Source organism: Thauera butanivorans NBRC 103042, from assembly GCF_001591165.1.
Lineage (GTDB): Bacteria > Pseudomonadota > Gammaproteobacteria > Burkholderiales > Rhodocyclaceae > Thauera > Thauera butanivorans.
The window spans coordinates 56,028-76,957 of sequence record NZ_BCUG01000002.1 but is presented as its reverse complement, the minus strand read 5'-3'; the positions used below and the strand labels follow the sequence as shown (position 1 = coordinate 76,957).

Genomic DNA, 20,930 nt, shown 5'->3' with positions numbered 1-20,930 from the left:
CGCGATCAGCCCTGCCGTGCCGACGGGCTGCACAGCGTCACCAGCATTCCGTCCACTAGATCGGCCAGGAAGTCATCGAATTCCGCTAGAGCTTCTTCTGCAAGTGCATCGCGGCGTGCATCGATCAGGGCGTCCAGCTCGGCGCGCGCTTCGGCATCTGCGGCGTCGTCGCCGTCCACAAAGGACGCTTCACCGGCATCAGCCGCCAGTTCGTTGAGGACACCCCAGGCGCGGTTGCCACTCGCCATGAAAGAGCCGAACGAGCGCCAGCGGATCGACAGATTCCAGCCCCCGGACGCGAGCGCAAAATCAAGGCCGGCAGCGGGCAGCGCGGCTATGAAGGCGTCGCGCCCGTCGCGCCCATCGAACGCCGGGTCGGTGCGAAAGCGATACGCTTCGACGATGTAGCTCTCGGCCGGTTGGCCGTCCAGCAGGTAGCCGGCCAGCGCGTCGAGCAGCCTGGAAGCCGCTCCGCGCAATGCATGGTCCCGAGCAAGCTGCGGCAGAAAAATCTGCCGCGCCATCGCCAACAGCACCACCCCGCTGGTTTTCACGCCATCCAGGCCTTCGATCGCATTGACGACCGCCAAGCGCTGGCGGCCGCACAGCCGCGGCGCCAGCTCGCCATAGCGCACCGTCTTCATCGGCAGCGTGCCCCACGCGCCAGGGTCGGTCGGCACCGGCTTGCCAGCCAGCGCCCAGAGAGCGCGGGCGGCCGCATAACCCCAGCCTGCCCACAGCGCATCGCGATAGAACCGCTCCACATTCACCTGCAAATCGTCCCGTGTCATGACCTTCTCCTTGTGTGATTGCCCGGCGCTCACTCGTCGATCACGCCGTCCTTGATGCCCAGCTTCACCGCAATGCGGTGACTCTGCCCACGCAGGCAGGGGCGCTTGCCGCCCAGCACAAGGAACACCAGCGCGGGGGTGAAGCCGTTCTCTCTTGCCCACCCCGTCACGCTCTTGCCCGAGCGCAGGAAGGCCGCTCTCGCTTCCTTGAGCGAGCGCAGGCGTTTTTTGCTGGAAACCCCTTCTTTCATCGCTTAACCTTCGTATTTGTTGGTTTTGGTACGTTGGATTATTCGCTCAATAGAGCGGTAAGTCAATAACTATTGAGCGTTCCGATTCCGCTTTATTGAGCGGAGCAGCGAAAATGACGAAAACCCCTTATGAATCAACAGGAAGCCCGAATCGGAACTGTTCCGATTCGAAAGACGCCACTGTTCCGATTCCCGGAAAAGAATCGGAACAGTTCAAAGACCGCTTGCGGGAGGCGATCGGGGAGCGAACGCTGTTGCGGTTTGCTCAGGAGTGCGGGTTCTCCGACAGTCTTCTAGGTGCGTACCTGAGAGGCTCGAAACAGCCTGGCCTAGAAAACTTGGTCGCGATGGCGAACGTGGGAGGCGTGACTGTTGACTGGCTGGCCACCGGTCGCCCGCCGCGCACGCGCGCCGATCTGGCGGCGCAGCAGAGCCAGGGGCAGGGGCAGGCCCGACCGGCGCCCGATGGCGCCTTCGATGGCCGCCGCGCCATGCTGGAAGCCGTGCTGCGCGTGGCCGAGCACCGGATCGAGCAGGGCGCAGTCGATGCCGACACCATCGCCGCCGGGCTCGCAGGCGCCCCCGCCTGGCTCGATGCTGCTCGCGGCTACCCCGACCTCACGGTCCGCCTGCTCAGCATGGCGGCCACCCTGGAGTTTCTCAAGGCGGCAGGCGCTCCGGCGCCCATCCCCGCCACTCGGCGCGGCGGCTCAGCCTGAGCGCAGAGTCGCGCCCGTAAAAAACGGGCCTGTGGATAACCCACGGCCCGTTACTGCTCCTGGCCGCGCTCGTTTCTGCGCGAACCAGTAACACCATCACGTCAAATTCGATGCAAATCTGCCCGGTTTTTGCGCACTCTGCTCGAAATCCGTCGCAAATCCGCTGCCGCCCCGAATCGGCCTGAATCCCAGCACCCGCGCGGCCTCCCGCCACCCTCCCGGCTCCCTGGCCTCTGTGTCAAATGAGATGCCCCCCCACACCCCCCACACTGCCTGTATCAGCGCGCGATCGGCTTGTAGCGGATGCGCTTCGGCTTGGCGCCTTCCTCGCCCAGGCGCTTCTTCTTGTCTTCCTCGTATTCCTGGTAGTTGCCGGCGAAGAAGGTCCATTGCGAATCGCCTTCGGCCGCCAGGATGTGGGTGCAGATGCGGTCCAGGAACCAGCGGTCGTGGCTGATCACCAGCGCGCAGCCGGCGAATTCCAGCAACGCGTCTTCCAGCGCGCGCAGGGTCTCGACGTCGAGGTCGTTGGACGGCTCGTCCAGCAGCAGCACGTTGCCGCCCTGGATCAGGGTCTTGGCCAGGTGCAGGCGGCCGCGCTCGCCGCCGGACAGCTTGCCGACGATCTTCTGCTGGTCGCCGCCCTTGAAGTTGAAGCGGCCGATGTAGGCGCGGCTCGGCATCTCGAAGCGGCCCACGGTCAGCACGTCGGCGCCGTCGGCGATGGCGTCGAACACCGTCTTGTCGTTGGCCAGGCCTTCGCGGCTCTGGTCGACCGCGGCGATCTTCACCGTCTGGCCGATCTCCACGGTGCCGGAATCCGGCGTGTCGCGGCCTTCGATCATCCGGAACAGCGTCGACTTGCCGGCGCCGTTGGGGCCGATGATGCCGACGATGGCGCCGGGCGGAATGCTGAAGCTGACGTCGTCCATCAGCAGCTTGTCGCCGAAAGCCTTGCTGACGCCCTTGAATTCGATGACCTTGTCGCCCAGGCGCTCGCCGGGCGGAATGAAGATTTCCTGCGTCTCGTTGCGGCGCTGGTATTCGACGCTGGCCATCTCCTCGTAGCGCGCCAGGCGCGCCTTGGACTTGGCCTGGCGCGCCTTCGGGTTGGAGCGCGCCCATTCCAGTTCCTGCTTCATCGCCTTCTGGTGCGCAGCTTCCTGCTTGGCCTCCTGCGCCAGCCGTTCGCCCTTCTGCTCCAGCCAGGACGAATAGTTGCCCTTCCACGGAATGCCGTGGCCGCGGTCCAGTTCCAGGATCCATTCGGCGGCGTTGTCGAGGAAGTAGCGGTCGTGGGTGACGGCCACCACGGTGCCGGGGAAGCGGGTCAGGAACTGTTCCAGCCATTCGACCGATTCGGCGTCGAGGTGGTTGGTGGGTTCGTCCAGCAGCAGCATGTCCGGCTTGGACAGCAGCAGCTTGCACAGCGCCACGCGGCGCTTCTCGCCGCCCGACAGATTGCCGATGACGGCGTCCCAGGGCGGCAGGCGCAGGGCGTCGGCGGCGATCTCCATCTGATTGTCGATGTCGCTGCCGGCGGTGGCCAGGATGTTCTCGTACCTGGCCTGTTCTTCGGCGAGCTTGTCGAAGTCGGCGTCCGGCTCGGCGTAGGCGGCGTAGACCTCTTCCAGCTTCTGGCGCGCTTCCATGATCTCGCCCAGCGCGGATTCGACTTCCTCCTTCACCGTCTTCGCGGGGTCGAGCTCCGGCTCCTGCGGCAGATAGCCGATGCGCTGGCCGGCCAGCCACTGCACTTCACCGTCGTACTCCTTGTCCACGCCGGCCATGATGCGCAGCACGGTGGATTTGCCCGAACCGTTGAGGCCGAGCAGGCCGATCTTGGCGCCGGGGAAGAAGGAAAGCGAAATGTCCTTGATGATCTGCCGCTTGGGCGGAACGATCTTGGACACGCGGAGCATAGACATCACGTACTGGGCCATCGGGTTAGCTTCTTGGGTACTGGGAATGAACCGCGAAGAATACCATCAGGTCATTGCTTCTGCCGCAGAGCTGCAGGCGTTTCGATATCCTCACGCATGGTGCACGCAAAGAGCGGGCCTTTGATTTATGGCGCCTGTCTTCCCTCGAGCATCTGAATGATGCCGAGCCGTCCCGGTTCGGGGGCTTCGTTTTGTACCTTGCGCGCTAGATCGAGCGCTGTCATGCCATTGGCGTCTACGAGACTCGGGTCTGCGCCAAACTCCAGAAGCATCTCAACCGGCCATTGAAGCGAATCCATTGCCATGATGTGCAGGGCTGACCAAGCGCTGGCGCTGCTCCGATCGGTCGCGTTGATGTCAACCCCATGTTCGATGAACGATGTGAGCAGCTTGCGCCCCAACTCGGCGTCATCGGCAAGCACGGCAAACAGCGCTCCTGCATTGGCGTTGAGGTCGGCCACAAACTCGACTGACTTGAGCTTGTGTTCGAGCATCTGGCCGCACGACCAATCGATGGGTGCAGGTGCGCTTTCAATACACACGATCAGGCGGTTGACCCCGTATCCGCTGATCTCGTCGAACCCCTTTGCTCCAAGGGCGGCCAGCCCGATGGCAGCAATGCCACCGAGCAGCATGAGTTTATTTCTGATACTCATGCTGCTGCAGAGTTGAGAGTGCCGAGGTGGAGCAGTATCGGAATCAGGCTGAGCTCCATGCCGTTCACGACCTGTTCGAACCTGCTTCTGCAGCTCCGCGACACTTCCCGTCGGATGCTTTCGTAAATCTGAATGTCCTCCAGATCCTTTGCCCGGGCATGCTTGAAATGATGTTGCAGCGCGCTACGCACGAATTTCCGCGCGATCTGTTGAAGAGAGGCGCTGGGCCCTGCTGTCGATTTGAACAAGGCAGCGATGAATCCCATGGCATGGCTCGCGTCAATTGAGGCCATCAACACGCCCTGTGCGAGTCTGCGTGCATCGTTCGTGACCACCATGGCATTGATGCGTGAGGCCTGCTCGGGCCAGAAGAATTTGAGAATCAGCCTGGTTTCCTCATCGTCGAAGATCAGTTCATCATCCCGAAAGGAGGTCTTGATCGATATTGACATTTGCTTGGATCTGGTTTTTGAAAAGTCAAAATGACTATGCGGAATGCAGGCTATATTGTCGGGGCATAGCCTGTCAAGCAGGAGCAGGACTTGGGGGGCTGGAGTGATAGGCCCCCCGTAGGTTCTCGGATGACATGCTCTGGCGAGAGCTCACTCGAACCACGAAGCTGTGTGGGAGCACCGCAGTTTCGCCTATGGGCGGCCCGATATTGGCTACAGCAAGGCTTCTATGTCCTTCACCAGCTCTTCGGGCGTCGTGGTCGGCGCGTAGCGCTCGATGCGCTGGCCGTCGCGGCTGACGAGGAACTTGGTGAAGTTCCACTTGATCGCCTCGGTGCCGAGGACGCCCTTGGCGTGCTGCTTCAGCCAGGCATACAGCGGGTGGGTGCCGTCGCCGTTGACGTCGATCTTGGCGAACATCGGAAAGCTGACGCCGTAGTTCTTCTCGCAGAAGGCGCCGATTTCCTCGGCACTGCCGGGTTCCTGCGCGCCGAACTGGTTGCACGGGAAGCCGAGCACCACCAGGCCGCGATCCTTGTAGGTCCGGTACAGCTTTTCGAGCCCGGCGTAGTGCGGGGTGAGGCCGCACTGGCTGGCGGTATTGACGATCAGCAGCAGCTTGCCGGCGTATTCACTCAGCGTCGTGCGGCCGCCTGCCAGGCGTTCGACTTCGATGTCGTAGAAAGAAGAAGACATGCGGGGCCTCCTTAAGGAGAGAGAGGGTTGGAGGTGCTTTGAGCCCCGCATGCTGGAAAAGTTTGTGCGCTTACTTCTCGACGAAGGCGCGCTCGATCACGTAGTCGCCCGGCTGGCCGATGCGCGGCGACATCTTGAAGCCGCGTGCGTCCAGCATGGCGCAGCAGTCCGCGTTCATCGCCTGGCTGCCGCAGATCATCACGCGGTCCTGCGCCGGGTCGAACGGTGGCAGGCCGATGTCGGCGAACAGCTTGCCGGTCTCGACCACGTGCGTGATGCGGCCGGTGTTGCGGAAGGGCTCGCGGGTGACGGTCGGATAGTAGATCAGTTGCTTGCGCACCTGTTCGCCGAAGAACTCGTTCTGCGGCAGTTCCTGGGTGATGAAGTCGGTGTAGGCGAGCTCGGAGACGAAGCGCACGCCGTGGATCAGCACCACTTTCTCGAAGCGTTCGTAGGTCTCCGGATCCTGGATCACGCTCAGGAAGGGGGCCAGGCCGGTGCCGGTGGCGAGCAGGTAGAGATGCTTGCCGGGGTTCAGGTCGTGCAGCACCAGGGTGCCGGTGGGCTTCTTGCTGACGATGACCGGGTCGCCTTCGCGCAGGTGCTGCAGGCGCGAAGTCAGCGGGCCGTCCTGCACCTTGATGCTGAAGAACTCGAGGTGCTCCTCGTAGTTGGGGCTGGCGATGCTGTAGGCACGGGTCAGCGGCTTGCCATCGACGTCCAGCCCGATCATCACGAACTGGCCGTTCTCGAAGCGCAGACCCGGGTCGCGGGTGGTGCGGAAGCTGAACAGCGAATCGTTCCAGTGATGGACGCTGATGACACGTTCGGTAAGCAGGTTGCTCATGGTGGGCGCTCTTGCTGGGCGAATGGAAATGGGCTGCATTCTAGATGCGCTGGCTTACTTGTTTGGTGGATAATCTTCATATGAGTTACCTGTAAATTAGATATGCGATTCACCTTGCGCCAGATCCAGGTCTTCGTCGCCATCGCCAGCAACGACAACGTGTCGCGCGCGGCGGAGGTGTTGAGCCTGTCGCAGTCCGCCACCAGCGCCGCGCTGGCCGAACTCGAAGGCCAGTTCGACCAGCAGTTGTTCGACCGCCACGGCAGGCGCCTGCGCCTCAACGAGCAGGGCAGGCTGCTGCTGCCGCGCGCGGTCGAACTGCTCGACCGCGCCGAGGAGATGGATGCGCTGCTGCGCGGCGAACGCGGCTTGGGCAGCCTGCGCGTCGGCGCCACGCTGACGATCGGCAACTACCTGCTGCCGCTGATCGTTTCCGAGTTCCTGCAACGACACCCGGAAAGCCGGGTCAAGCTCGAAGTGCGCAATACCGCCACCATCACCGGGATGCTGTCGCGCTACGAGATCGACCTCGGGCTGATGGAAGGGCAGGTGGTCGACCGCGAACTGGAGACCGAGCAATGGGTGGAGGACGAACTGGTGGTGTTCTGCGCGCCGGGCCACCGCCTGGCCGGGCGCGAGACGGTGGATTTCAGCGAGATCGCCTGCGAACCCTGGATTTTGCGGGAGCGCGGCTCGGGCACGCGCGAGACTTTCGATCAGGCCTTGCGCCATTGGCCGGGCGGCGTGCTGCCGAGGCTGGAACTGGAGCACACCGAGGCGGTCAAGCGTGCGGTGGAAAGCGGGCTGGGGCTGGGCTGCCTGTCGCGCCTGTCGCTGCGCGACGCCTTTCGCCGTGGCAGCCTGGTGCCGCTCGAAACCCCCGAACTGGATCTGAAACGGCATTTCTGCTTCGCCTGGCACCGCGGCAAGTACCACAGCGCGGCCATCCGCCGCTTCCTCGACGATTGCCGTGCCTTTGCCGCCGGCGCCCGGCGCAGCGACGAGATTCCGCTGCCAGCGGTGCGCTGAGGCAGAATACACTTTCTCCCCCAATGGAATTCCGTACGGTGCAGCCATGAGCGTCATCGAATCCGTCCGTCCCCTGCACGGCAAACTCACCGCCATCCGGCGCGACATCCACGCCCATCCCGAACTCGCTTTCGAGGAGCACCGCACCGCCGAGCTCGTCGCCCGCCATCTCGAAGCGCTCGGCATCGAGACCCATCGCGGCATCGGCGGCACCGGCGTGGTCGGCGTCGTGCGCGGCGGCCGCAGCCTGCGCGCGATCGGCTTGCGCGCCGACATGGATGCGCTGCCGATCACCGAGCGCAACAGCTTCGCGCACAGGTCCACCGTCCAGGGCTGCATGCATGCCTGCGGCCACGACGGCCACACCACGATGCTGCTCGGCGCCGCCGAGGCGCTGGTCGCGCGCAAGGACTTCGACGGCACGGTGTATCTGATCTTCCAGCCTGCCGAAGAAGGCGAGGGCGGCGCGCCGGCGATGATCGCCGATGGCCTGTTCGACCGCTTCCCGATGGAAGCCGTGTTCGGCATGCACAACTGGCCGGGCATGGAGGCGGGAAGCTTCGCCATCCACAGCGGCCCGGTGATGGCCAGCGCCGACCGCTTCGACATCCGCTTCACCGGCGTTGGCGCGCATGCGGCGATGCCGCACCTGGGCGTGGACCCGGTGGTGGCCGGCGCAGCTTTCGTGCAGGCGGCGCAGACCCTGGTCAGCCGCACGCTCGACCCGATCGACGCCGGCGTGGTGTCGGTGACCCAGTTCCATGCCGGCGAGGCCTACAACGTCATTCCCGACCGCGCCGAGCTGTGCGGCACGGTGCGTACTTTCGCGGCGGAGGTGCGCGACCGCCTGGAGCGCGGCCTGCGCCAGGTCGCCGAAGGCATCGCCGCCAGCCACGGCGTGCAGCTTGCCTTCGAGTACCGGCGTGGCTATCCGCCGACGATCAACACCGCCGACGAAGCCGCGCTGTGCGCCGAGGCGGCGCGCGCGGTGGCCGGCCCGGAGCGGGTGTTCACCGACCGTCGCCCGAGCATGGGCGCGGAAGACTTTGCCTACTTCCTGCAGGAGAAGCCCGGCGCCTACGTCTGGATCGGCAACGGGCCGGGCGAGGGCGGCTGCACGCTGCACAATCCCCACTACGACTTCAACGACGAGGTGCTGCCGACCGGCGTCGCCTACTGGTGCCAGCTGGCGCGCACCTTGTTGTCGGCGGCGCGCTGAGGCGGATGATGATGAAGACGCTGCGCCTGGCTTTTCGCATGATGCTGCGCGACCTGCGTGCGGGCGAACTGCACCTGCTCGGGCTGGCGATCGTCATCGCCGTGGCCAGCCTGACCAGCGTCGGCTTCCTGGCCGACCGCGTCGGCCGCGCGCTGGACCGCGAGGCCAACCAGTTGCTGGGCGGCGACCTGCTGCTGCGCGCCGACCGGCCGTGGCCGGCCGATGTCGCCGGCGAAGCGCACGCACGCGGCCTGCAGACCGCCGAAACGATGTTGTTCACCAGCATGGCCAGCACCGAGGAGGCGGCGGTGCTGGCCGGCGTCAAGGTCGTCGAGGACGGCTACCCGCTGCGTGGCGCGATCCGCATCGCAGCCGGCCCCAACCAGCCGGACGAAGTCGCCGGGCGCGTGCCGGCAGCAGGCGAAGTCTGGCTCGACGAACGCCTGTTCGCCGAGCTGGGCGTCGCCGTGGGCGACAGGGTCGGCCTCGGCGAAGTCGAGTTCCGCGTCGGTGCGATGGTGACGTTCGAATCCGACCGCGGCGCCAACTTCTTCAGCCTGCTGCCGCGCGCGCTCTTCAACCTGAAGGACCTGGACGCCACCGGCCTGATCGTCGAAGGCAGCCGCGCCACCTGGCGGCTGCACGTGGCGGGCACGCCGCAGGCAGTCGAAGCCTACGAAAAGTGGGCGGACGGCAATCTGGGCCGCGGCCAGCGCGTCGAGACGGTGGAAAACGCCCGCCCCGAAGTGCGCTCGGCGCTCGACCAGGCACAGCGCTTCCTGCGCCTCGCCGCGTTGCTGGCGGTGATCCTCGCTGCAGTCGCGGTCGGCCTGTCGGCGCGGCGCTTCATGGCCCGCCACCTCGACGGCTGCGCGGTGATGCGGGTGCTGGGCGCCAGCCAGGCGCAGGTGCTGGGCGTGGTGGTCGGCGAATTCCTGCTGTTCGGCCTCGCCGCCGCGGTGGCCGGCACCGCGCTGGGCTGGTCGGTGCAATGGGGGCTGGCGGGCGGCCTGCGCGAGATCCTCGCCACCGAGCTGCCGGCGCCTTCGCTGCTGCCGCTGGCGCACGGCGTGGTCGTCGGCATCGCGCTGCTGGCCGGCTTCGTGCTGCCGCAGCTGCTGCGCCTGGGCAGGGTCAGCACCCTGCGTGTGCTGAGGCGCGAGTTCGACTTCGCCGAGCCGCTGTCCGGCACGGCCTGGGTGCTGGGGCTGGTCGCGCTGCTCGGCCTGATTTTCTGGATCGCCGCCGATGTCCGGCTGGGAGCGATGGTGGCGGCCGGCTTCGCGGTGGCGCTGGGCGTGTTCGCGCTGGCGGCCTGGTGGGTGCTGAAGCTGGCGGGCAGCCTGAAGGGGCAGGGCAGCCTGCGCGGCGGCGGCTGGCGCTACGGCATCGCCGCGCTTGGCCGGCGCATGGGCGGCAGCGTGATCCAGGCCGCGGCGCTGGGCCTGGGCATGACGGCGCTGCTGCTGCTGACGCTGGTGCGCGCCGATCTGCTCGACAACTGGCACGCGATGGCGTCGCCGGATGCGCCCAACCGCTTCGTCATCAACATCCAGCCCGACCAGCGTGCCGGCGTGGCTGAACTGTTCGCTGCCGAAGGAATGGCGGTGCCCGACATCCAGCCGATGATCCGCGGCCGCATGGTGGCGATCAACGGCGAGCCGGTCGAGCTCGAACGCTACGAGGATGAACGCACCCGGCGCTTGGCCGAGCGCGAGTTCAATCTGTCCCATTCCGCCCGGCTCCCCGGCGGCAACGAAGTGCAGGCCGGCCGCTGGCACGGCGGCGAGCGCACGCCGCAGTTCTCGGTGGAGGCGGGGCTGGCGCAGACCTTCGGCCTGAAGCTGGGCGACCGCGTGACTTTCGAGATTGCCGGCGAGCGCGTCGAGGCGCCGATCACCAGCGTGCGCAAGCTCGACTGGGATTCGATGCGGGTGAACTTCTTCTTCATCGCCTCGGATGGGCTGCTGGAGAACTATCCCGCCAGCCTCATCACCAGCTTCCACCTGCCGGCTGCCAACCACGACTTCACCACCCGGCTGGTCGGCGCTTTCCCCAATCTGTCGGTGATCGACATCGCCGCAGTGCTGGCGCAGGTGCAGGCGATGACCGACAAGCTGATCGTCATCGTGCAGTTCGTGTTCGGCTTTGCGGTGCTGGCCGGCCTGGTGGTGCTGTACGCGGCGCTGCAGGCCACCCACGACGAGCGCGAGTACGAATTGGCGATGCTGCGCACCCTGGGGGCGCGCAACCGCCAGGTGCGGCAGGCGCTGCTGGCGGAATTCCTCGTGCTCGGCGGGGTGGCGGGCGTGCTGGCCGGCATCGGTGCCAGCGCGATCGGCTGGGTGCTGGCTGAGCAGGTGTTCAAGATGGCCTACGTACCGGCGCTGCTGCCGGTGGTGGTGGCGGTGCTGCTGGGCGCGACGGGTGTCGTCGCTGGCGGCTGGCTGGGCACCCGCCGGCTACTGTCGCGGCCGCCGCTGGCCAGCCTGCGCGCGCTGGCCTAGCGTCGATGCTGGCTTGGGAGATTCTCTTGTGGTGTAGGAGCGGCTTTAGCCGCGAAAGGTGGGTGTTCGCGGCTAAAACCGCTCCTACGGGAAAGCTCTTTCACTTCTCGACGAAGGCGTGCTCGATCACGTAGTCGCCCGGCTCGCCGATCCGCTTGGACACCTTGAAGCCGCGGCGGTCGAGCAGGTCGCGGGAGTCCTTCAGCATCGCCGCGCTGCCGCAGATCATCACGCGGTCCACCGCGGGGTCCAGCGGCGGCAGGCCGATGTCCTCGAACAACTTGCCGCTTTCGATCAGCGTCGTCAGGCGGCCCTGGTTGCGGTAGGGTTCGCGGGTGACCGTGGGGTAGTAGATCAGCTTTTCGCTGATGGCCTCGCCGAGGAATTCGTGCTGGGGCAGTTCGTGGGTGATGTAGTGGTTGTAGGCCAGTTCGCTGACGTAGCGCACGCCATGGATCAGGACCACCTTTTCGAAGTGGTCGTAGACGTCGAGGTCGCGGATCACGCTCATGAAGGGCGCCAGGCCGGTGCCGGTGGAGAACAGGTACAGGTGTTTGCCGGGGTGCAGGTCGTGCAGCACCAGGGTGCCGGTCGGCTTGCGCGAAACCAGCAGACTGTCGCCCGGCTGCAGATGCTGCAGGCGCGAGGTGAGCGGGCCGTCGGGCACCTTGATGCTGAGGAATTCGAGCGTTTCCTCGTAGTTGGGGCTGGCGATCGAATAGGCACGCATCAGCGGTCGTCCGTCCACTTCCAGGCCGATCATCACGAACTGCCCGTTCTCGAAACGCAGTGCGCGATCCCGTGTCGTGGTGAAGGAGAACAGGGTGTCGTTCCAGTGATGGACCGAGAGGATTTTTTCAGTGATGAAGGCTGCCATGGCGGGAGCGGGGATCTTGAGGTGAAAACGCAATTCTACAATGCGGCGGACACCGCCGCTGCCGGCGATAGGCGGCATCGTCCGGAGGGATGCCAGCCGATATGCCGATGATGAATGAAACCGAACTGTTGCTGGCGGCGCTGGGCGGTGTCGCGCTGCTGCTGGTGTGGGTGCTGGTGCGCCTGCACGGCATCGAGCGGGAACTGCCGCAGCGTGCGGTGGACTGTCTGGAACAGGCGATGGAACAGCAGCTTGGCGCCCAGCATCGCGAGATTCTGCGCGACCTGCACGAAGGCATGGCGCGCCAGACCGACCGCATCGGCGAGCATGCGCGGGCCGACCGCGAACTGCTGCAGCGCGGCCTGACCGCGGCGTCGATGCAGCTGTCGCGCGGCATGCAGGCGCTGACGCAGAGCGTGGACGGGCGCCTGGACACCTTGTCGGGCCAGGTCAACCAGCGGCTCGACGAAGGTTTCCGCAAGACCAACGAGACTTTCGCCAATGTCATGGCCCGGCTGGCGACGATCGACGAGGCGCAGAAGAAGATCGACGGCCTCACCACCAACGTCGTCAGCCTGCAGGAACTGCTCGGCGACAAGCGGGCACGCGGCGCCTTCGGCGAAGTGCAGCTCGAAGCCCTGGTGCGCAACATGCTGCCGCCCGAGGCCTTTTCCTTCCAGCAGGTGCTGCCCAACGGCACGCGCGTCGATTGCCTGCTGAGCCTGCCGGAGCCGACCGGCAGCATCGCCGTGGATGCCAAGTTCCCGCTGGAGAACTACCATCGCATGTTCGACGCCGCCGGGCCGGCGGAGCGGGATGCCGCGCAGCGCGCCTTCCGCGTCGATCTCAGGCGCCACGTCGATGCCATCGCCGGCAAGTACATCCTGCCCGGCACGACTTCGGATGGCGCGGTGATGTTCCTGCCGGCCGAAGCGGTGTTCGCCGAGGTCCATGCCTACCATCCCGAAATCGTCGCCCATGCCCAGCTCAGGCGGGTGTGGATCGTGTCGCCGACCACGCTGATGGCGGTGCTGAACACCGCGCGCGCGGTGCTGAAGGACGTCGAGACGCGCAAGCAGATCCACGTCATCCAGGATGCGCTGGGCAAGCTGGCGAAGGATTTCCAGCGCTTCGACGAACGCATGGCGGCGCTGGCGCGCCACATCGAACAGGCCAGCCGCGACGTGCAGGACGTGCAGACTTCCAGCCGCAAGATCAGCGCGCATTTCCACAAGATCGAGTCGGCGCGCTTCGACGAACTGGAACCCGTGCCCGAAGCGGCGGTCAGTTCCCGCACTTGATCCCTGACAGGTACAGGCCCGGCCTGCCTGCCTAAACTGGAATTTCCCGCTTTTTCGCGTTGCGAGGCTGATGCCCATGTCCAAATTCGTGCCGATGCTGTTCCTGATGGGCTTGTTCTTCTTCATGTGGCTGCTGCTGTATGCACACCAGCGCAAGGAGAAGCAGAAGCGCGCCCTGCCGCTGCGCGAGGACTTTCTCGCCACGCACGGCAAAGCCGAGCCGAGCTGCCATGCCTGCGGCAAGACCGAATTGAAGGACGAAGGCCTCGGCTCCGGGCAGGATGCGCGCCGCATCGTGTCCTGCACCGCATGCAACACCTTGCTCTACCGCTACGAACGCGCGGCGGAGGCCGAGGCGAACTGAGCGGAAACGAAACCGGCGTCCGCCGTATTACCATGCACACTCCGCGGCCCCGTCCCCGTTCCGCGCCGTGATTCCCATTTCAAGGAGTGATTGCATGAAGCTGGGTACCCCTTTGTCGTCCAGCGCGCTGCGCGTGATGCTGCTCGGTGCCGGCGAACTGGGCAAGGAAGTCGCCATTGCGCTGCAGCGCCTCGGCGTCGAAGTGATCGCGGTCGATCGCTACGCCGACGCGCCGGGCCACCAGGTGGCGCATCGCGCCCACGTGATGCCGATGACCGACGGTGCTGCGCTGCGTGCGCTGGTCGAGGCCGAGCGTCCGCATCTGATCGTGCCCGAGATCGAGGCCATCGCCACCGACATGCTGGCCGAGATCGAGGCCGCCGGCCTGGCCGAAGTCATTCCCACCGCGCGTGCCGCGCAACTGACGATGAATCGCGAGGGCATCCGCCGCCTCGCCGCCGAGGAACTGGGCCTGCCCACGTCGCCCTACCATTTCGCCGATTCGCTCGAAGCGCTGCAGGCCGCCATCGACGGCGGCATCGGCTATCCGTGCATCGTCAAGCCGGTGATGTCCTCGTCGGGCAAGGGCCAGTCGACGCTGCGCGGCCCGGACGACGTGGCGAAGGCCTGGGATTACGCCGTGTCCGGCGGGCGCGTGAACCAGGGGCGGGTGATCGTCGAGGGCTTCGTCGATTTCGACTACGAGATTACGCTGCTGACGGTGCGTGCGCGCGACCCGGACGGCGAAGTCAGGACGCATTTCTGCGAACCGATCGGCCATCGGCAGGTGGCGGGCGACTATGTCGAATCCTGGCAGCCGCAGCCGATGAGCGCGGCGGCGCTGGCCGAGTCGCGCCGCATGGCCGAAGCGGTGACGGGCAATCTCGGCGGCCGCGGCCTGTTCGGCGTCGAGCTCTTCGTCAAGGGCGACCAGGTGTGGTTCTCGGAAGTCAGCCCGCGGCCGCACGACACCGGCCTGGTCACGCTGTGCTCGCAGCGCTTCTCCGAGTTCGAGCTGCATGCGCGCGCCATCCTCGGCCTGCCGGTGGATACCGCGCTGCGCGAGCCGGGGGCGTCGGCGGTGATCTATGGCGGCATGGATGCGGCCGGCATCGCCTTCGAAGGCGTCGCCGAGGCGCTGGCCGTGCCGCGCAGCGACCTGCGCCTGTTCGGCAAGCCCGAAGCCTTCGACAGGCGCCGCATGGGCGTGGCAGTCGCCAATGGCGCAGACGTCGCGGAGGCGCGCGAGCGCGCCACGCTGGCGGCAGGCAAGGTCAGGCCGGTCAGGCGCTGAACGCGGGCCGGGGGGCTTCAGGGCAGCGCCGGCAGGCTGCCCGGCGCCCAGCTGAACTGGTTCCGGCCGGCGTTCTTGGCGGCGTACATCGCCGTATCGGCCAGGTTCAGCAGGATGGCGGCCTCGGCGCCGTGTACCGGATACACGGCTGCGCCGACACTGGCCGAAACGCGGATGACGGTGCTGTCGGCGCCCAGGCCGAAGGGGGCGGCCATCGCATCGATGATCTTCCATGCCACGGCCTCGCAGTCTGCGGCCCTGCCCAGCGAGGCCAGCACGACGCCGAATTCGTCGCCGCCGAAGCGCGCCACGGTGTCCTCGGCGCGGACGCAGCTCTGCAGGCGCCGGCCGACTTCGCACAGCAACTGGTCGCCAGTCGCATGGCCGAGCTTGTCGTTGACTTCCTTGAAACCGTCCAGATCGATGTACAGGATGCCGGCAAGCCCGCCATGGCGGCGCGCCGATTCCAGCACCTGGTCGAAGCGGTCCATGAACATCAGGCGGTTGGGCAGGCCGGTCAGCGGATCGTGCAGGGCCGCGTGCGAGAGCCGTTCTTCGAGCGCCTTGCGGGCGGTGATGTCCTGGGTGACCGCCACCAGGAATCTGGTCCGGCCGTCGGGGTCGGTGACCGAGCTGAGCGCTTCGCAGACCCAGAGAATGGAGCCGTCCTTGCGCCGATAGGTCTTCTCGATTTCGGGGGAGGACGGCGCGAGCGGCGCCGACAGGCGCTGCAGAATCTGTTGCCGCACGCGTTCTTCCTCGTGCTTGTCGCCCAGTTCGAAGATCGTGTGTGTGCGCAGCTCATCCTGGCCGTAGCCGAGCATCAGGCAGAATTTTTCGTTCGCGCCGATGATGCGCCCGTCGGTGGCGATGTGGGCGATGCCCATTGCCGCCTGGTGGAAGGTCGCCCGGAACAGGGCTTCGCTGGCCTGCACGGCACTGACGGCGGTGCGCTGGCGTGCCAGCATCAGGACCAGCAGGCAGGCGAGCATCAGCAGCGCCAGCGTGGCGCCGCTCGCCATCAGCAGATAACTGCTTTCCCGTTGGCGGGTCGGTGCGAGTTCGTCTTCGTAGGCCGTGCCCACGGTCACCATCAAGGGGTAGCCTGCCATGGTCCGGTAGCTGACGATGCGGGCCACGCCGTCGATGGCCTTGCCGTCGTCGACGAATTTACCCTCGGGCCTGGCCAGGCGATGCTGGAACCAGGCGAGGGCGGCGGCGTCCAGACCGAATTCGTTCCGGCTGCCGGTCTTTCTGCTCAGCACCCTGCCATCGAGGCTGCTCAGTTCCAGCAGGCCTTGCTGCCCGAGGTCGGCCTGGAGATAGAAGTCGGTGAAATCGGTCGGCGGCACCGACATCACGACGACGCCGCCGAAGCTGCCGTCCGGACGCGAGATGCGCAGCGACATCGGAATCTGCCACAGGTTGGAGACGCGGCCGAGCACCGGCTGGCTGATGTACAGTGTGTCCGTGCCCGGCGTGCGATGGGCGATGAAGAACTCGCGGTCGGCATAGCTGATGGCGCTGCTGGCCCGGTGGCTGGTGCTGCTGAGGATGCTGCCGTCTTCGCTCACCACGCTGACGATGCTGAACAAGGATTCGCGGATGAGCTGCTGGTCGATCAGCTCATGCAGGTCGAGGGCCGGCCCCTGCTGCAGATAGCGGTCGCGCACGAACACCGCGACCTGCTCGGCCGCTTTCAGCGTGCGGAAGACCTGTTGCTCAAAGGCGATCGCGAGGTTCGAGTTGGACTTCATCGCCGCCGCCACGGCCTGGTCGCGCTCGAAGGCGATCCGCTGCAGGGTGATCAGCCACAGCGCCGCGACGGCGAGCAGGCAGGCCGCCGCGATCGCAGCATTCAGTGGCCTGATGCGGCACCTGTACGAGGGGCCGCCTGCTGGCGGAGGTTCACCATCGCCGCGGTCGGGCGGCCGAGTAGAGGTCATCGTGCGCGCCTTCGGCGATGTGCCGGTTTCAGTTGCGTGCAGCTGCCTCGGGGGCAGGTAGGCTTTCGGGCTGTTGCGACGAAGGCTCGTCCTGCTCGTCGAGCAGCTCGTGCAGCCAGTGTCCGTGGCGTGCGGCCTTGGTCGCCAGATAGCGCTGGTTCTGCCGCGTGACTTCGCCGTAGATCGCCTGCCGGGCGACGACATTGATGCCGGCACGCTGCAGGGCTTCGACCTTGCCGGGGTTGTTGGTCAGCAGCAGGATGCGCGAGACGCCGAGCTGCTCCAGCATTTCGTGGGCGACGCGGAAGTTGCGCTCGTCCTTCGAGAAGCCGATCGTCTGGTCGGCGTCGATGGTGTCCAGGCCTTCGTCCTGCAGGCCGTAGGCGCGCAGCTTGTTGGCCAGGCCGATGCCGCGCCCTTCCTGCGACAGGTAGAGCAGCACGCCGCCGCCCTGGGCGTTGATCGCGGCTACGCCGCGGCGCAGCTGTTCGCCGCAGTCGCAGCGCAGGCTGCCGAACAGGTCGCCGGTGAGGCAGGACGAATGCAGCCGCACCGGTACGTCCTCCGGCCACTTGGCCGGGTCGCCGATGACGACGGCGACGTGTTCATGGACGCCGTCCGCTTCGCGGAACAGCACGAAGCGGCTGTTTTCGGCTTCGGCCAGCGGCACGCGGGCCTCGCTGATGCGGTTCAGCGCGCCGGGGCCGCCGGCGCCGCCGGCGCCGAGCTTCAGCGCGATGTCGGCATCGACCACCAGCAGGTTGCCGTTCGCCACTTCGGCTTCCACTCGTCCGGCCTGGGCAGCGGCGACGTCGCAGGCGACGGCGGCGGGTACCAGCAGCGCATGCGACAGCAGGCGGATCGCCGCCCGGTCCACCTTGCCGGCGGGCGCCTGGCGGGCGCCGTCAGGCAGGCGGGCATCGCGCATGCACGCCAGATCGTGCAAGCCCTTGCTGTCGGGCAGCGGGGACAGCGAGACGGCGGCCGGCTGTTCGGTGTCGCCGAAGCCGAGCGCCGCCATGCGGTGGCTGGACAGCACGAGGCGGGGCAGGCTGCCGCCGAGCGCCTGCAGTTCGGCCAGCGCCTTGTCGTCCAGGCCTTCGACGGCCTGGATCAGGGTGGTGCTGCCATTGTCGCGCACCAGAATGGGGAGGCCGCGTCGCAGGTCGAAGATGGCGCGTTCGGCTTGGCGCATCGGTTGTTCTCCGGTCGGGTATCAGATTCGTTATCGGGCATGCGAACTCGAAAGCCTATCGCGGGTGTCGAGAACACGCTGGTTCCAGATTGGGGCAGATCCGCATTTTGCAATGCCGGCGAGGCCGGATCGAACCGGACAGAGCATCGCCGCATGTCGGATACGAAGGCTGAACCATGTTTCAGCCGCCGATGTAGGACATCTCGATCTTGCGCAGCGCCGCGGTCTCGGCGGTGCGAATCTCGGAATAGCGGTCCTCGCGCTGCAGCCATACCTGGGCGATCGCGGCGTCGAGGCGGGCGTCCAGTTGGGCATCGTCCGCATTCGCGCGCAGCAGGCCGCGCAGGTCGTGGCCGTGCTGGGCGAACAGGCAGGTGTAGAGCTTGCCTTCGGTCGACAGCCGGATGCGGGTACAGGACGAACAGAAGGCCTGCGTCACCGACGAGATCACGCCGATCTCACCGGCGCCGTCCTTGTAGCGCCAGCGCTGGGCGACTTCGCCGCTGTAGTTGGGCGACACCGGCTCCAGCGGATGGAGGCGGTCGATGCGGGCGACGACTTCGCGCGAGGGCAGGACTTCGTCCATCTTCCAGCCGTTGGAGGCGCCGACATCCATGAACTCGATGAAGCGCAGGATGTGGCCGCTGTGGCGGAAGTGCGCCGCCATCGCCTCGATGTCGCCGTCGTTGGTGCCGCGCTTGACCACCATGTTGATCTTGATCGGGCCGAGGCCGGCATCGCTGGCGGCGGCGATGCCTTCCAGCACCTTCCCCACCGGATAGTCGGCGTCGTTCATGCGGCGGAACAGGGCGTCGTCGAGCGCATCCAGGCTGACGGTGACGCGGTTCAGGCCGGCGTCCCTGAGGCGGCGGGCCATTTTCGGCAGCAGCACGCCATTGGTCGTCAGCGTCACTTCGACGCCGTCGAGCCGGGCGAGCATCTCGATGAGGTTTTCCAGGTGCTTGCGCAGCAGCGGCTCGCCGCCGGTGATGCGGATCTTGCGCACGCCGCGGGCGACGAACAGCCGCGCCACGCGCAGGATTTCCTCGAAGCTGAGCAGCTCGCGCCGCGGCAGGAAGGCGTAATCGTCGCCGAACACTTCGCGCGGCATGCAGTAGACGCAGCGGAAGTTGCAGCGGTCGGTGACCGAGATGCGCAGGTCGCGCATGCTGCGCCCGCGGCGGTCGAGCACCGCACCCGTGGCGGGAGCCTGTGCCGGCCCGCCGGCTGGCGGCGGGGTCGGGGTGTGGTGGATCGGGATGACTTTCATGTGCGGCAGCTGTTCAGAGTGTGCGGATTATCGGCAGTGGCGCAGCGCGGCGCAAGGAACGGGCGGCGCAACGAAGAGCAGTGCGGCGAGATGTGTGCAGTCTTGTGAACCGTGTCACGCCCTCATGCACGTAGGCGGCCCCACGGTGAGTTGTAACGATTTGCAATCGCTATAATCCAAATACATTAGTTTCTATGCTAATATCATGAAAAAGATTCCGCTCGTCCGCTCGTCTCGCTTTTGCTGAAGCGCTGTACGGCAGCGAAGGCGGCACGCTGCCGCACCAGCAGCGCTTGAGGGCTTCAGCTTGAGGGCTTCAATATGAATATTGCAGGGGCGACTACGTTCAGCCCTGCTTTATGGGTAGTTGGGGAACTGTGTCAGGTTCCTTTTTATCGGTAGATATTTACATTTACCGATGTTGTGGAACAACAAGCTGCGCGAGTCGCCGCTGTGCTTTTGGTCGAGTTCGGTCGTGTGCTTCGAGACTCATCGGAAAGGGTTGTGGATGAGCAGGCCGTCCAGTTGCTGGCCGTGTTGCATGTCCTCGCTGTACAGCATGGTGCAGCCCGCGAGTTGCGCGGCAGCCAGAATCAGGCAGTCCCAATGGGAAAAGCCGTATCGTTCGCCCAGCCGCATGGCTTCGCCCACGGTGCTGGCGGAAACCGGCACGACCTCGCAATGCGCCATCAGGGAGCGGGCGCTGGCGTGGGCGGCAGCGCGGTCGAGGCCAAGCTTGCGCGTGCAGACGTTGATGAATTCATTGACCACCTGCGTGCTGATGCAGGGCCGGGCGGTGAGCAGCGCCTCGGCCCGTTCAGCCTTGGCCGGGTTGTCGGCCAGCAGGTAAACCGCGATGTTGGTGTCGAGAAAAGCGCGTTCGGTCATGTGCTCAGTCGCGCTCGTGGAGTGCGTCACGGTCGATGCGCATGCCTTCTTTCCAGGCGCCGCGTAATTGGCGGAAGACGCTGAAATCGGGTTTGGCCGGTTGTTCGGCTTGCAGGCGGGCCACGGCTTGGCCGCGCCGGGTGATGATGATCTCTTCTCCGGCCTGCACGGCATCGAGCAAGGCGCTCAGGTGGGCTTTGGCCTGGGCGACGCTGACGGTCTGCATGGGGTGCTCCAGTAGGTCATCCGAGATGACCATCTTAAATGGCGCTTGGGGAAATATCCAGGAAAGTTGAGATCAGGGCTGCCGCGTGACCAATGTGATGCGCCCCTGCCCGTTTTGTGGCCGTGTGGCAATGGCCGCAAGGTTGCCGCACACGGCCGCTTGCAGTCGCTGAAGAAAGGAAGCAAGGTTTCCGTGAGTTCACGATTTCCTGGAGGTTGCCATGCTTGCCAAATTGACCTCGAAGAACCAGATCACCTTGCCCAAGGCCGTCGTGTCGGCAGTGGACGCTGCCGAGTACTTCGATGTGGTCGTCGAGAACGGCCGAATCGTGCTGACGCCGGTGCGCGTCCAGCGCGCACAGGCCGTCCGCGACAAGTTGCAGCAGTTCGGCATCACCGAGCAGGATGTTGAAGATGCGAGGCGATGGGTGATGAGTTCCCCGACCTGATCGCAACGCCT

General features: G+C 66.0%; 21 protein-coding genes. 8 read left to right on the top strand and 13 right to left on the bottom strand.

Features of this window, described 5'->3' with window-relative positions; translation table 11 throughout:
- Positions 1-5: 5 nt before the first annotated feature.
- Both TBU01S_RS00490 and TBU01S_RS00485 read right to left on the bottom strand, forming a co-directional pair.
- Complete coding sequence (locus TBU01S_RS00490) at positions 6-791, bottom strand: hypothetical protein (RefSeq protein ID WP_068634677.1); 786 nt, start codon at positions 789-791, stop codon at positions 6-8.
- Between the two features lie 29 nt (positions 792-820).
- On the bottom strand, positions 821-1,042 hold the full coding sequence (locus TBU01S_RS00485; protein WP_068634676.1) for a DNA-binding protein: 222 nt from the start codon (positions 1,040-1,042) through the stop codon (positions 821-823).
- 113 nt (positions 1,043-1,155) lie between these two features.
- Here TBU01S_RS00485 and TBU01S_RS24420 point away from each other — a divergent pair, with 113 nt between their 5' ends.
- Positions 1,156-1,761, top strand: coding sequence for a helix-turn-helix domain-containing protein (locus TBU01S_RS24420; RefSeq protein ID WP_083953388.1), 606 nt, complete (start codon positions 1,156-1,158; stop codon positions 1,759-1,761).
- Between the two features lie 278 nt (positions 1,762-2,039).
- Here TBU01S_RS24420 and ettA read toward each other — a convergent pair whose 3' ends face one another.
- The 5 genes from ettA to TBU01S_RS00455 all read right to left on the bottom strand — a co-directional run bounded on the left by ettA (position 2,040) and on the right by TBU01S_RS00455 (position 6,355).
- A complete protein-coding gene (gene ettA, locus TBU01S_RS00475) occupies positions 2,040-3,704 on the bottom strand; it encodes an energy-dependent translational throttle protein EttA (RefSeq protein ID WP_068634674.1) in 1,665 nt (554 codons plus the stop codon).
- A gap of 125 nt (positions 3,705-3,829) precedes the next feature.
- Positions 3,830-4,339: an ankyrin repeat domain-containing protein gene (locus TBU01S_RS00470; RefSeq protein WP_068634673.1), complete on the bottom strand. Its 510-nt coding sequence runs from the start codon at positions 4,337-4,339 to the stop codon at positions 3,830-3,832.
- A gap of 17 nt (positions 4,340-4,356) precedes the next feature.
- Complete coding sequence (locus TBU01S_RS00465; RefSeq protein ID WP_068634672.1) at positions 4,357-4,812, bottom strand: hypothetical protein; 456 nt, start codon at positions 4,810-4,812, stop codon at positions 4,357-4,359.
- A 213-nt stretch (positions 4,813-5,025) separates the two neighbouring features.
- Positions 5,026-5,508 carry a glutathione peroxidase gene (locus tag TBU01S_RS00460; protein WP_068634671.1) on the bottom strand — a complete coding sequence of 161 codons (483 nt, stop codon included), beginning with the start codon at positions 5,506-5,508 and terminating at the stop codon, positions 5,026-5,028.
- Positions 5,509-5,578: 70 nt separating this feature from the next.
- Positions 5,579-6,355 carry a ferredoxin--NADP reductase gene (locus TBU01S_RS00455; protein WP_068634670.1) on the bottom strand — a complete coding sequence of 259 codons (777 nt, stop codon included), beginning with the start codon at positions 6,353-6,355 and terminating at the stop codon, positions 5,579-5,581.
- Between the two features lie 102 nt (positions 6,356-6,457).
- Between TBU01S_RS00455 and TBU01S_RS00450 the strand changes: the two genes are divergently transcribed.
- Genes TBU01S_RS00450 through TBU01S_RS00440 form a run of 3 tightly spaced genes read left to right on the top strand, consistent with a single transcriptional unit; the run spans position 6,458 to position 11,110 of the window.
- Complete coding sequence (locus TBU01S_RS00450; protein ID WP_068634669.1) at positions 6,458-7,384, top strand: LysR family transcriptional regulator; 927 nt, start codon at positions 6,458-6,460, stop codon at positions 7,382-7,384.
- A gap of 46 nt (positions 7,385-7,430) precedes the next feature.
- Complete coding sequence (locus TBU01S_RS00445; RefSeq protein WP_068634668.1) at positions 7,431-8,603, top strand: M20 aminoacylase family protein; 1,173 nt, start codon at positions 7,431-7,433, stop codon at positions 8,601-8,603.
- An 8-nt stretch (positions 8,604-8,611) separates the two neighbouring features.
- On the top strand, positions 8,612-11,110 hold the full coding sequence (locus TBU01S_RS00440; protein ID WP_068634826.1) for an ABC transporter permease: 2,499 nt from the start codon (positions 8,612-8,614) through the stop codon (positions 11,108-11,110).
- A gap of 100 nt (positions 11,111-11,210) precedes the next feature.
- On the opposite strand, the gene TBU01S_RS00435 is transcribed toward TBU01S_RS00440, so the two are convergent.
- Positions 11,211-11,987, bottom strand: coding sequence for a ferredoxin--NADP reductase (locus tag TBU01S_RS00435; protein ID WP_068634667.1), 777 nt, complete (start codon positions 11,985-11,987; stop codon positions 11,211-11,213).
- A 110-nt stretch (positions 11,988-12,097) separates the two neighbouring features.
- On the opposite strand from TBU01S_RS00435, the gene TBU01S_RS00430 reads away from it, so the two are divergent.
- The 3 genes from TBU01S_RS00430 to purT all read left to right on the top strand — a co-directional run bounded on the left by TBU01S_RS00430 (position 12,098) and on the right by purT (position 14,946).
- Positions 12,098-13,288: a DNA recombination protein RmuC gene (locus TBU01S_RS00430; protein WP_174524490.1), complete on the top strand. Its 1,191-nt coding sequence runs from the start codon at positions 12,098-12,100 to the stop codon at positions 13,286-13,288.
- Positions 13,289-13,364: 76 nt separating this feature from the next.
- Entirely contained in the window at positions 13,365-13,652 is a 288-nt protein-coding gene (locus tag TBU01S_RS00425) for a hypothetical protein (protein WP_068634825.1), read from the top strand.
- 94 nt (positions 13,653-13,746) lie between these two features.
- Positions 13,747-14,946: a formate-dependent phosphoribosylglycinamide formyltransferase gene (gene purT / locus TBU01S_RS00420; protein ID WP_068634665.1), complete on the top strand. Its 1,200-nt coding sequence runs from the start codon at positions 13,747-13,749 to the stop codon at positions 14,944-14,946.
- A 17-nt stretch (positions 14,947-14,963) separates the two neighbouring features.
- Here purT and TBU01S_RS00415 read toward each other — a convergent pair whose 3' ends face one another.
- The 5 genes from TBU01S_RS00415 to TBU01S_RS00395 all read right to left on the bottom strand — a co-directional run bounded on the left by TBU01S_RS00415 (position 14,964) and on the right by TBU01S_RS00395 (position 20,471).
- On the bottom strand, positions 14,964-16,892 hold the full coding sequence (locus TBU01S_RS00415) for a sensor domain-containing diguanylate cyclase (RefSeq protein WP_083953387.1): 1,929 nt from the start codon (positions 16,890-16,892) through the stop codon (positions 14,964-14,966).
- 28 nt (positions 16,893-16,920) lie between these two features.
- Complete coding sequence (ribA, locus tag TBU01S_RS00410) at positions 16,921-18,087, bottom strand: GTP cyclohydrolase II (protein ID WP_068634664.1); 1,167 nt, start codon at positions 18,085-18,087, stop codon at positions 16,921-16,923.
- A gap of 181 nt (positions 18,088-18,268) precedes the next feature.
- Positions 18,269-19,357, bottom strand: a complete 1,089-nt coding sequence (moaA, locus tag TBU01S_RS00405) for a GTP 3',8-cyclase MoaA (protein ID WP_068634663.1) — start codon at positions 19,355-19,357, stop codon at positions 18,269-18,271.
- A 489-nt stretch (positions 19,358-19,846) separates the two neighbouring features.
- On the bottom strand, positions 19,847-20,245 hold the full coding sequence (locus TBU01S_RS00400; protein WP_068634662.1) for a PIN domain-containing protein: 399 nt from the start codon (positions 20,243-20,245) through the stop codon (positions 19,847-19,849).
- Between the two features lie 4 nt (positions 20,246-20,249).
- Positions 20,250-20,471 carry a type II toxin-antitoxin system Phd/YefM family antitoxin gene (locus tag TBU01S_RS00395; RefSeq protein ID WP_068634661.1) on the bottom strand — a complete coding sequence of 74 codons (222 nt, stop codon included), beginning with the start codon at positions 20,469-20,471 and terminating at the stop codon, positions 20,250-20,252.
- A gap of 220 nt (positions 20,472-20,691) precedes the next feature.
- Between TBU01S_RS00395 and TBU01S_RS00390 the strand changes: the two genes are divergently transcribed.
- A complete protein-coding gene (locus tag TBU01S_RS00390) occupies positions 20,692-20,919 on the top strand; it encodes an AbrB/MazE/SpoVT family DNA-binding domain-containing protein (RefSeq protein WP_068634660.1) in 228 nt (75 codons plus the stop codon).
- The last annotated feature ends 11 nt before the right edge of the window (positions 20,920-20,930 follow it).

Excerpts from the sequence above, each read along its gene's own strand:
- TBU01S_RS00490 (WP_068634677.1), bottom strand. The coding sequence starts at position 791 with ATGACACGGGACGATTTGCAGGTGAATGTGGAGCGGTTCTATCGCGAT.
- TBU01S_RS00485 (WP_068634676.1), bottom strand. The coding sequence starts at position 1,042 with ATGAAAGAAGGGGTTTCCAGCAAAAAACGCCTGCGCTCGCTCAAGGAA.
- TBU01S_RS24420 (WP_083953388.1), top strand. The coding sequence starts at position 1,156 with ATGACGAAAACCCCTTATGAATCAACAGGAAGCCCGAATCGGAACTGT.
- ettA (WP_068634674.1), bottom strand. The coding sequence starts at position 3,704 with ATGGCCCAGTACGTGATGTCTATGCTCCGCGTGTCCAAGATCGTTCCG.
- TBU01S_RS00470 (WP_068634673.1), bottom strand. The coding sequence starts at position 4,339 with ATGCTGCTCGGTGGCATTGCTGCCATCGGGCTGGCCGCCCTTGGAGCA.
- TBU01S_RS00465 (WP_068634672.1), bottom strand. The coding sequence starts at position 4,812 with ATGTCAATATCGATCAAGACCTCCTTTCGGGATGATGAACTGATCTTC.
- TBU01S_RS00460 (WP_068634671.1), bottom strand. The coding sequence starts at position 5,508 with ATGTCTTCTTCTTTCTACGACATCGAAGTCGAACGCCTGGCAGGCGGC.
- TBU01S_RS00455 (WP_068634670.1), bottom strand. The coding sequence starts at position 6,355 with ATGAGCAACCTGCTTACCGAACGTGTCATCAGCGTCCATCACTGGAAC.
- TBU01S_RS00450 (WP_068634669.1), top strand. The coding sequence starts at position 6,458 with ATGCGATTCACCTTGCGCCAGATCCAGGTCTTCGTCGCCATCGCCAGC.
- TBU01S_RS00445 (WP_068634668.1), top strand. The coding sequence starts at position 7,431 with ATGAGCGTCATCGAATCCGTCCGTCCCCTGCACGGCAAACTCACCGCC.
- TBU01S_RS00440 (WP_068634826.1), top strand. The coding sequence starts at position 8,612 with ATGATGAAGACGCTGCGCCTGGCTTTTCGCATGATGCTGCGCGACCTG.
- TBU01S_RS00435 (WP_068634667.1), bottom strand. The coding sequence starts at position 11,987 with ATGGCAGCCTTCATCACTGAAAAAATCCTCTCGGTCCATCACTGGAAC.
- TBU01S_RS00430 (WP_174524490.1), top strand. The coding sequence starts at position 12,098 with ATGAATGAAACCGAACTGTTGCTGGCGGCGCTGGGCGGTGTCGCGCTG.
- TBU01S_RS00425 (WP_068634825.1), top strand. The coding sequence starts at position 13,365 with ATGTCCAAATTCGTGCCGATGCTGTTCCTGATGGGCTTGTTCTTCTTC.
- purT (WP_068634665.1), top strand. The coding sequence starts at position 13,747 with ATGAAGCTGGGTACCCCTTTGTCGTCCAGCGCGCTGCGCGTGATGCTG.
- TBU01S_RS00415 (WP_083953387.1), bottom strand. The coding sequence starts at position 16,892 with ATGACCTCTACTCGGCCGCCCGACCGCGGCGATGGTGAACCTCCGCCA.
- ribA (WP_068634664.1), bottom strand. The coding sequence starts at position 18,087 with ATGCGCCAAGCCGAACGCGCCATCTTCGACCTGCGACGCGGCCTCCCC.
- moaA (WP_068634663.1), bottom strand. The coding sequence starts at position 19,357 with ATGAAAGTCATCCCGATCCACCACACCCCGACCCCGCCGCCAGCCGGC.
- TBU01S_RS00400 (WP_068634662.1), bottom strand. The coding sequence starts at position 20,245 with ATGACCGAACGCGCTTTTCTCGACACCAACATCGCGGTTTACCTGCTG.
- TBU01S_RS00395 (WP_068634661.1), bottom strand. The coding sequence starts at position 20,471 with ATGCAGACCGTCAGCGTCGCCCAGGCCAAAGCCCACCTGAGCGCCTTG.
- TBU01S_RS00390 (WP_068634660.1), top strand. The coding sequence starts at position 20,692 with ATGCTTGCCAAATTGACCTCGAAGAACCAGATCACCTTGCCCAAGGCC.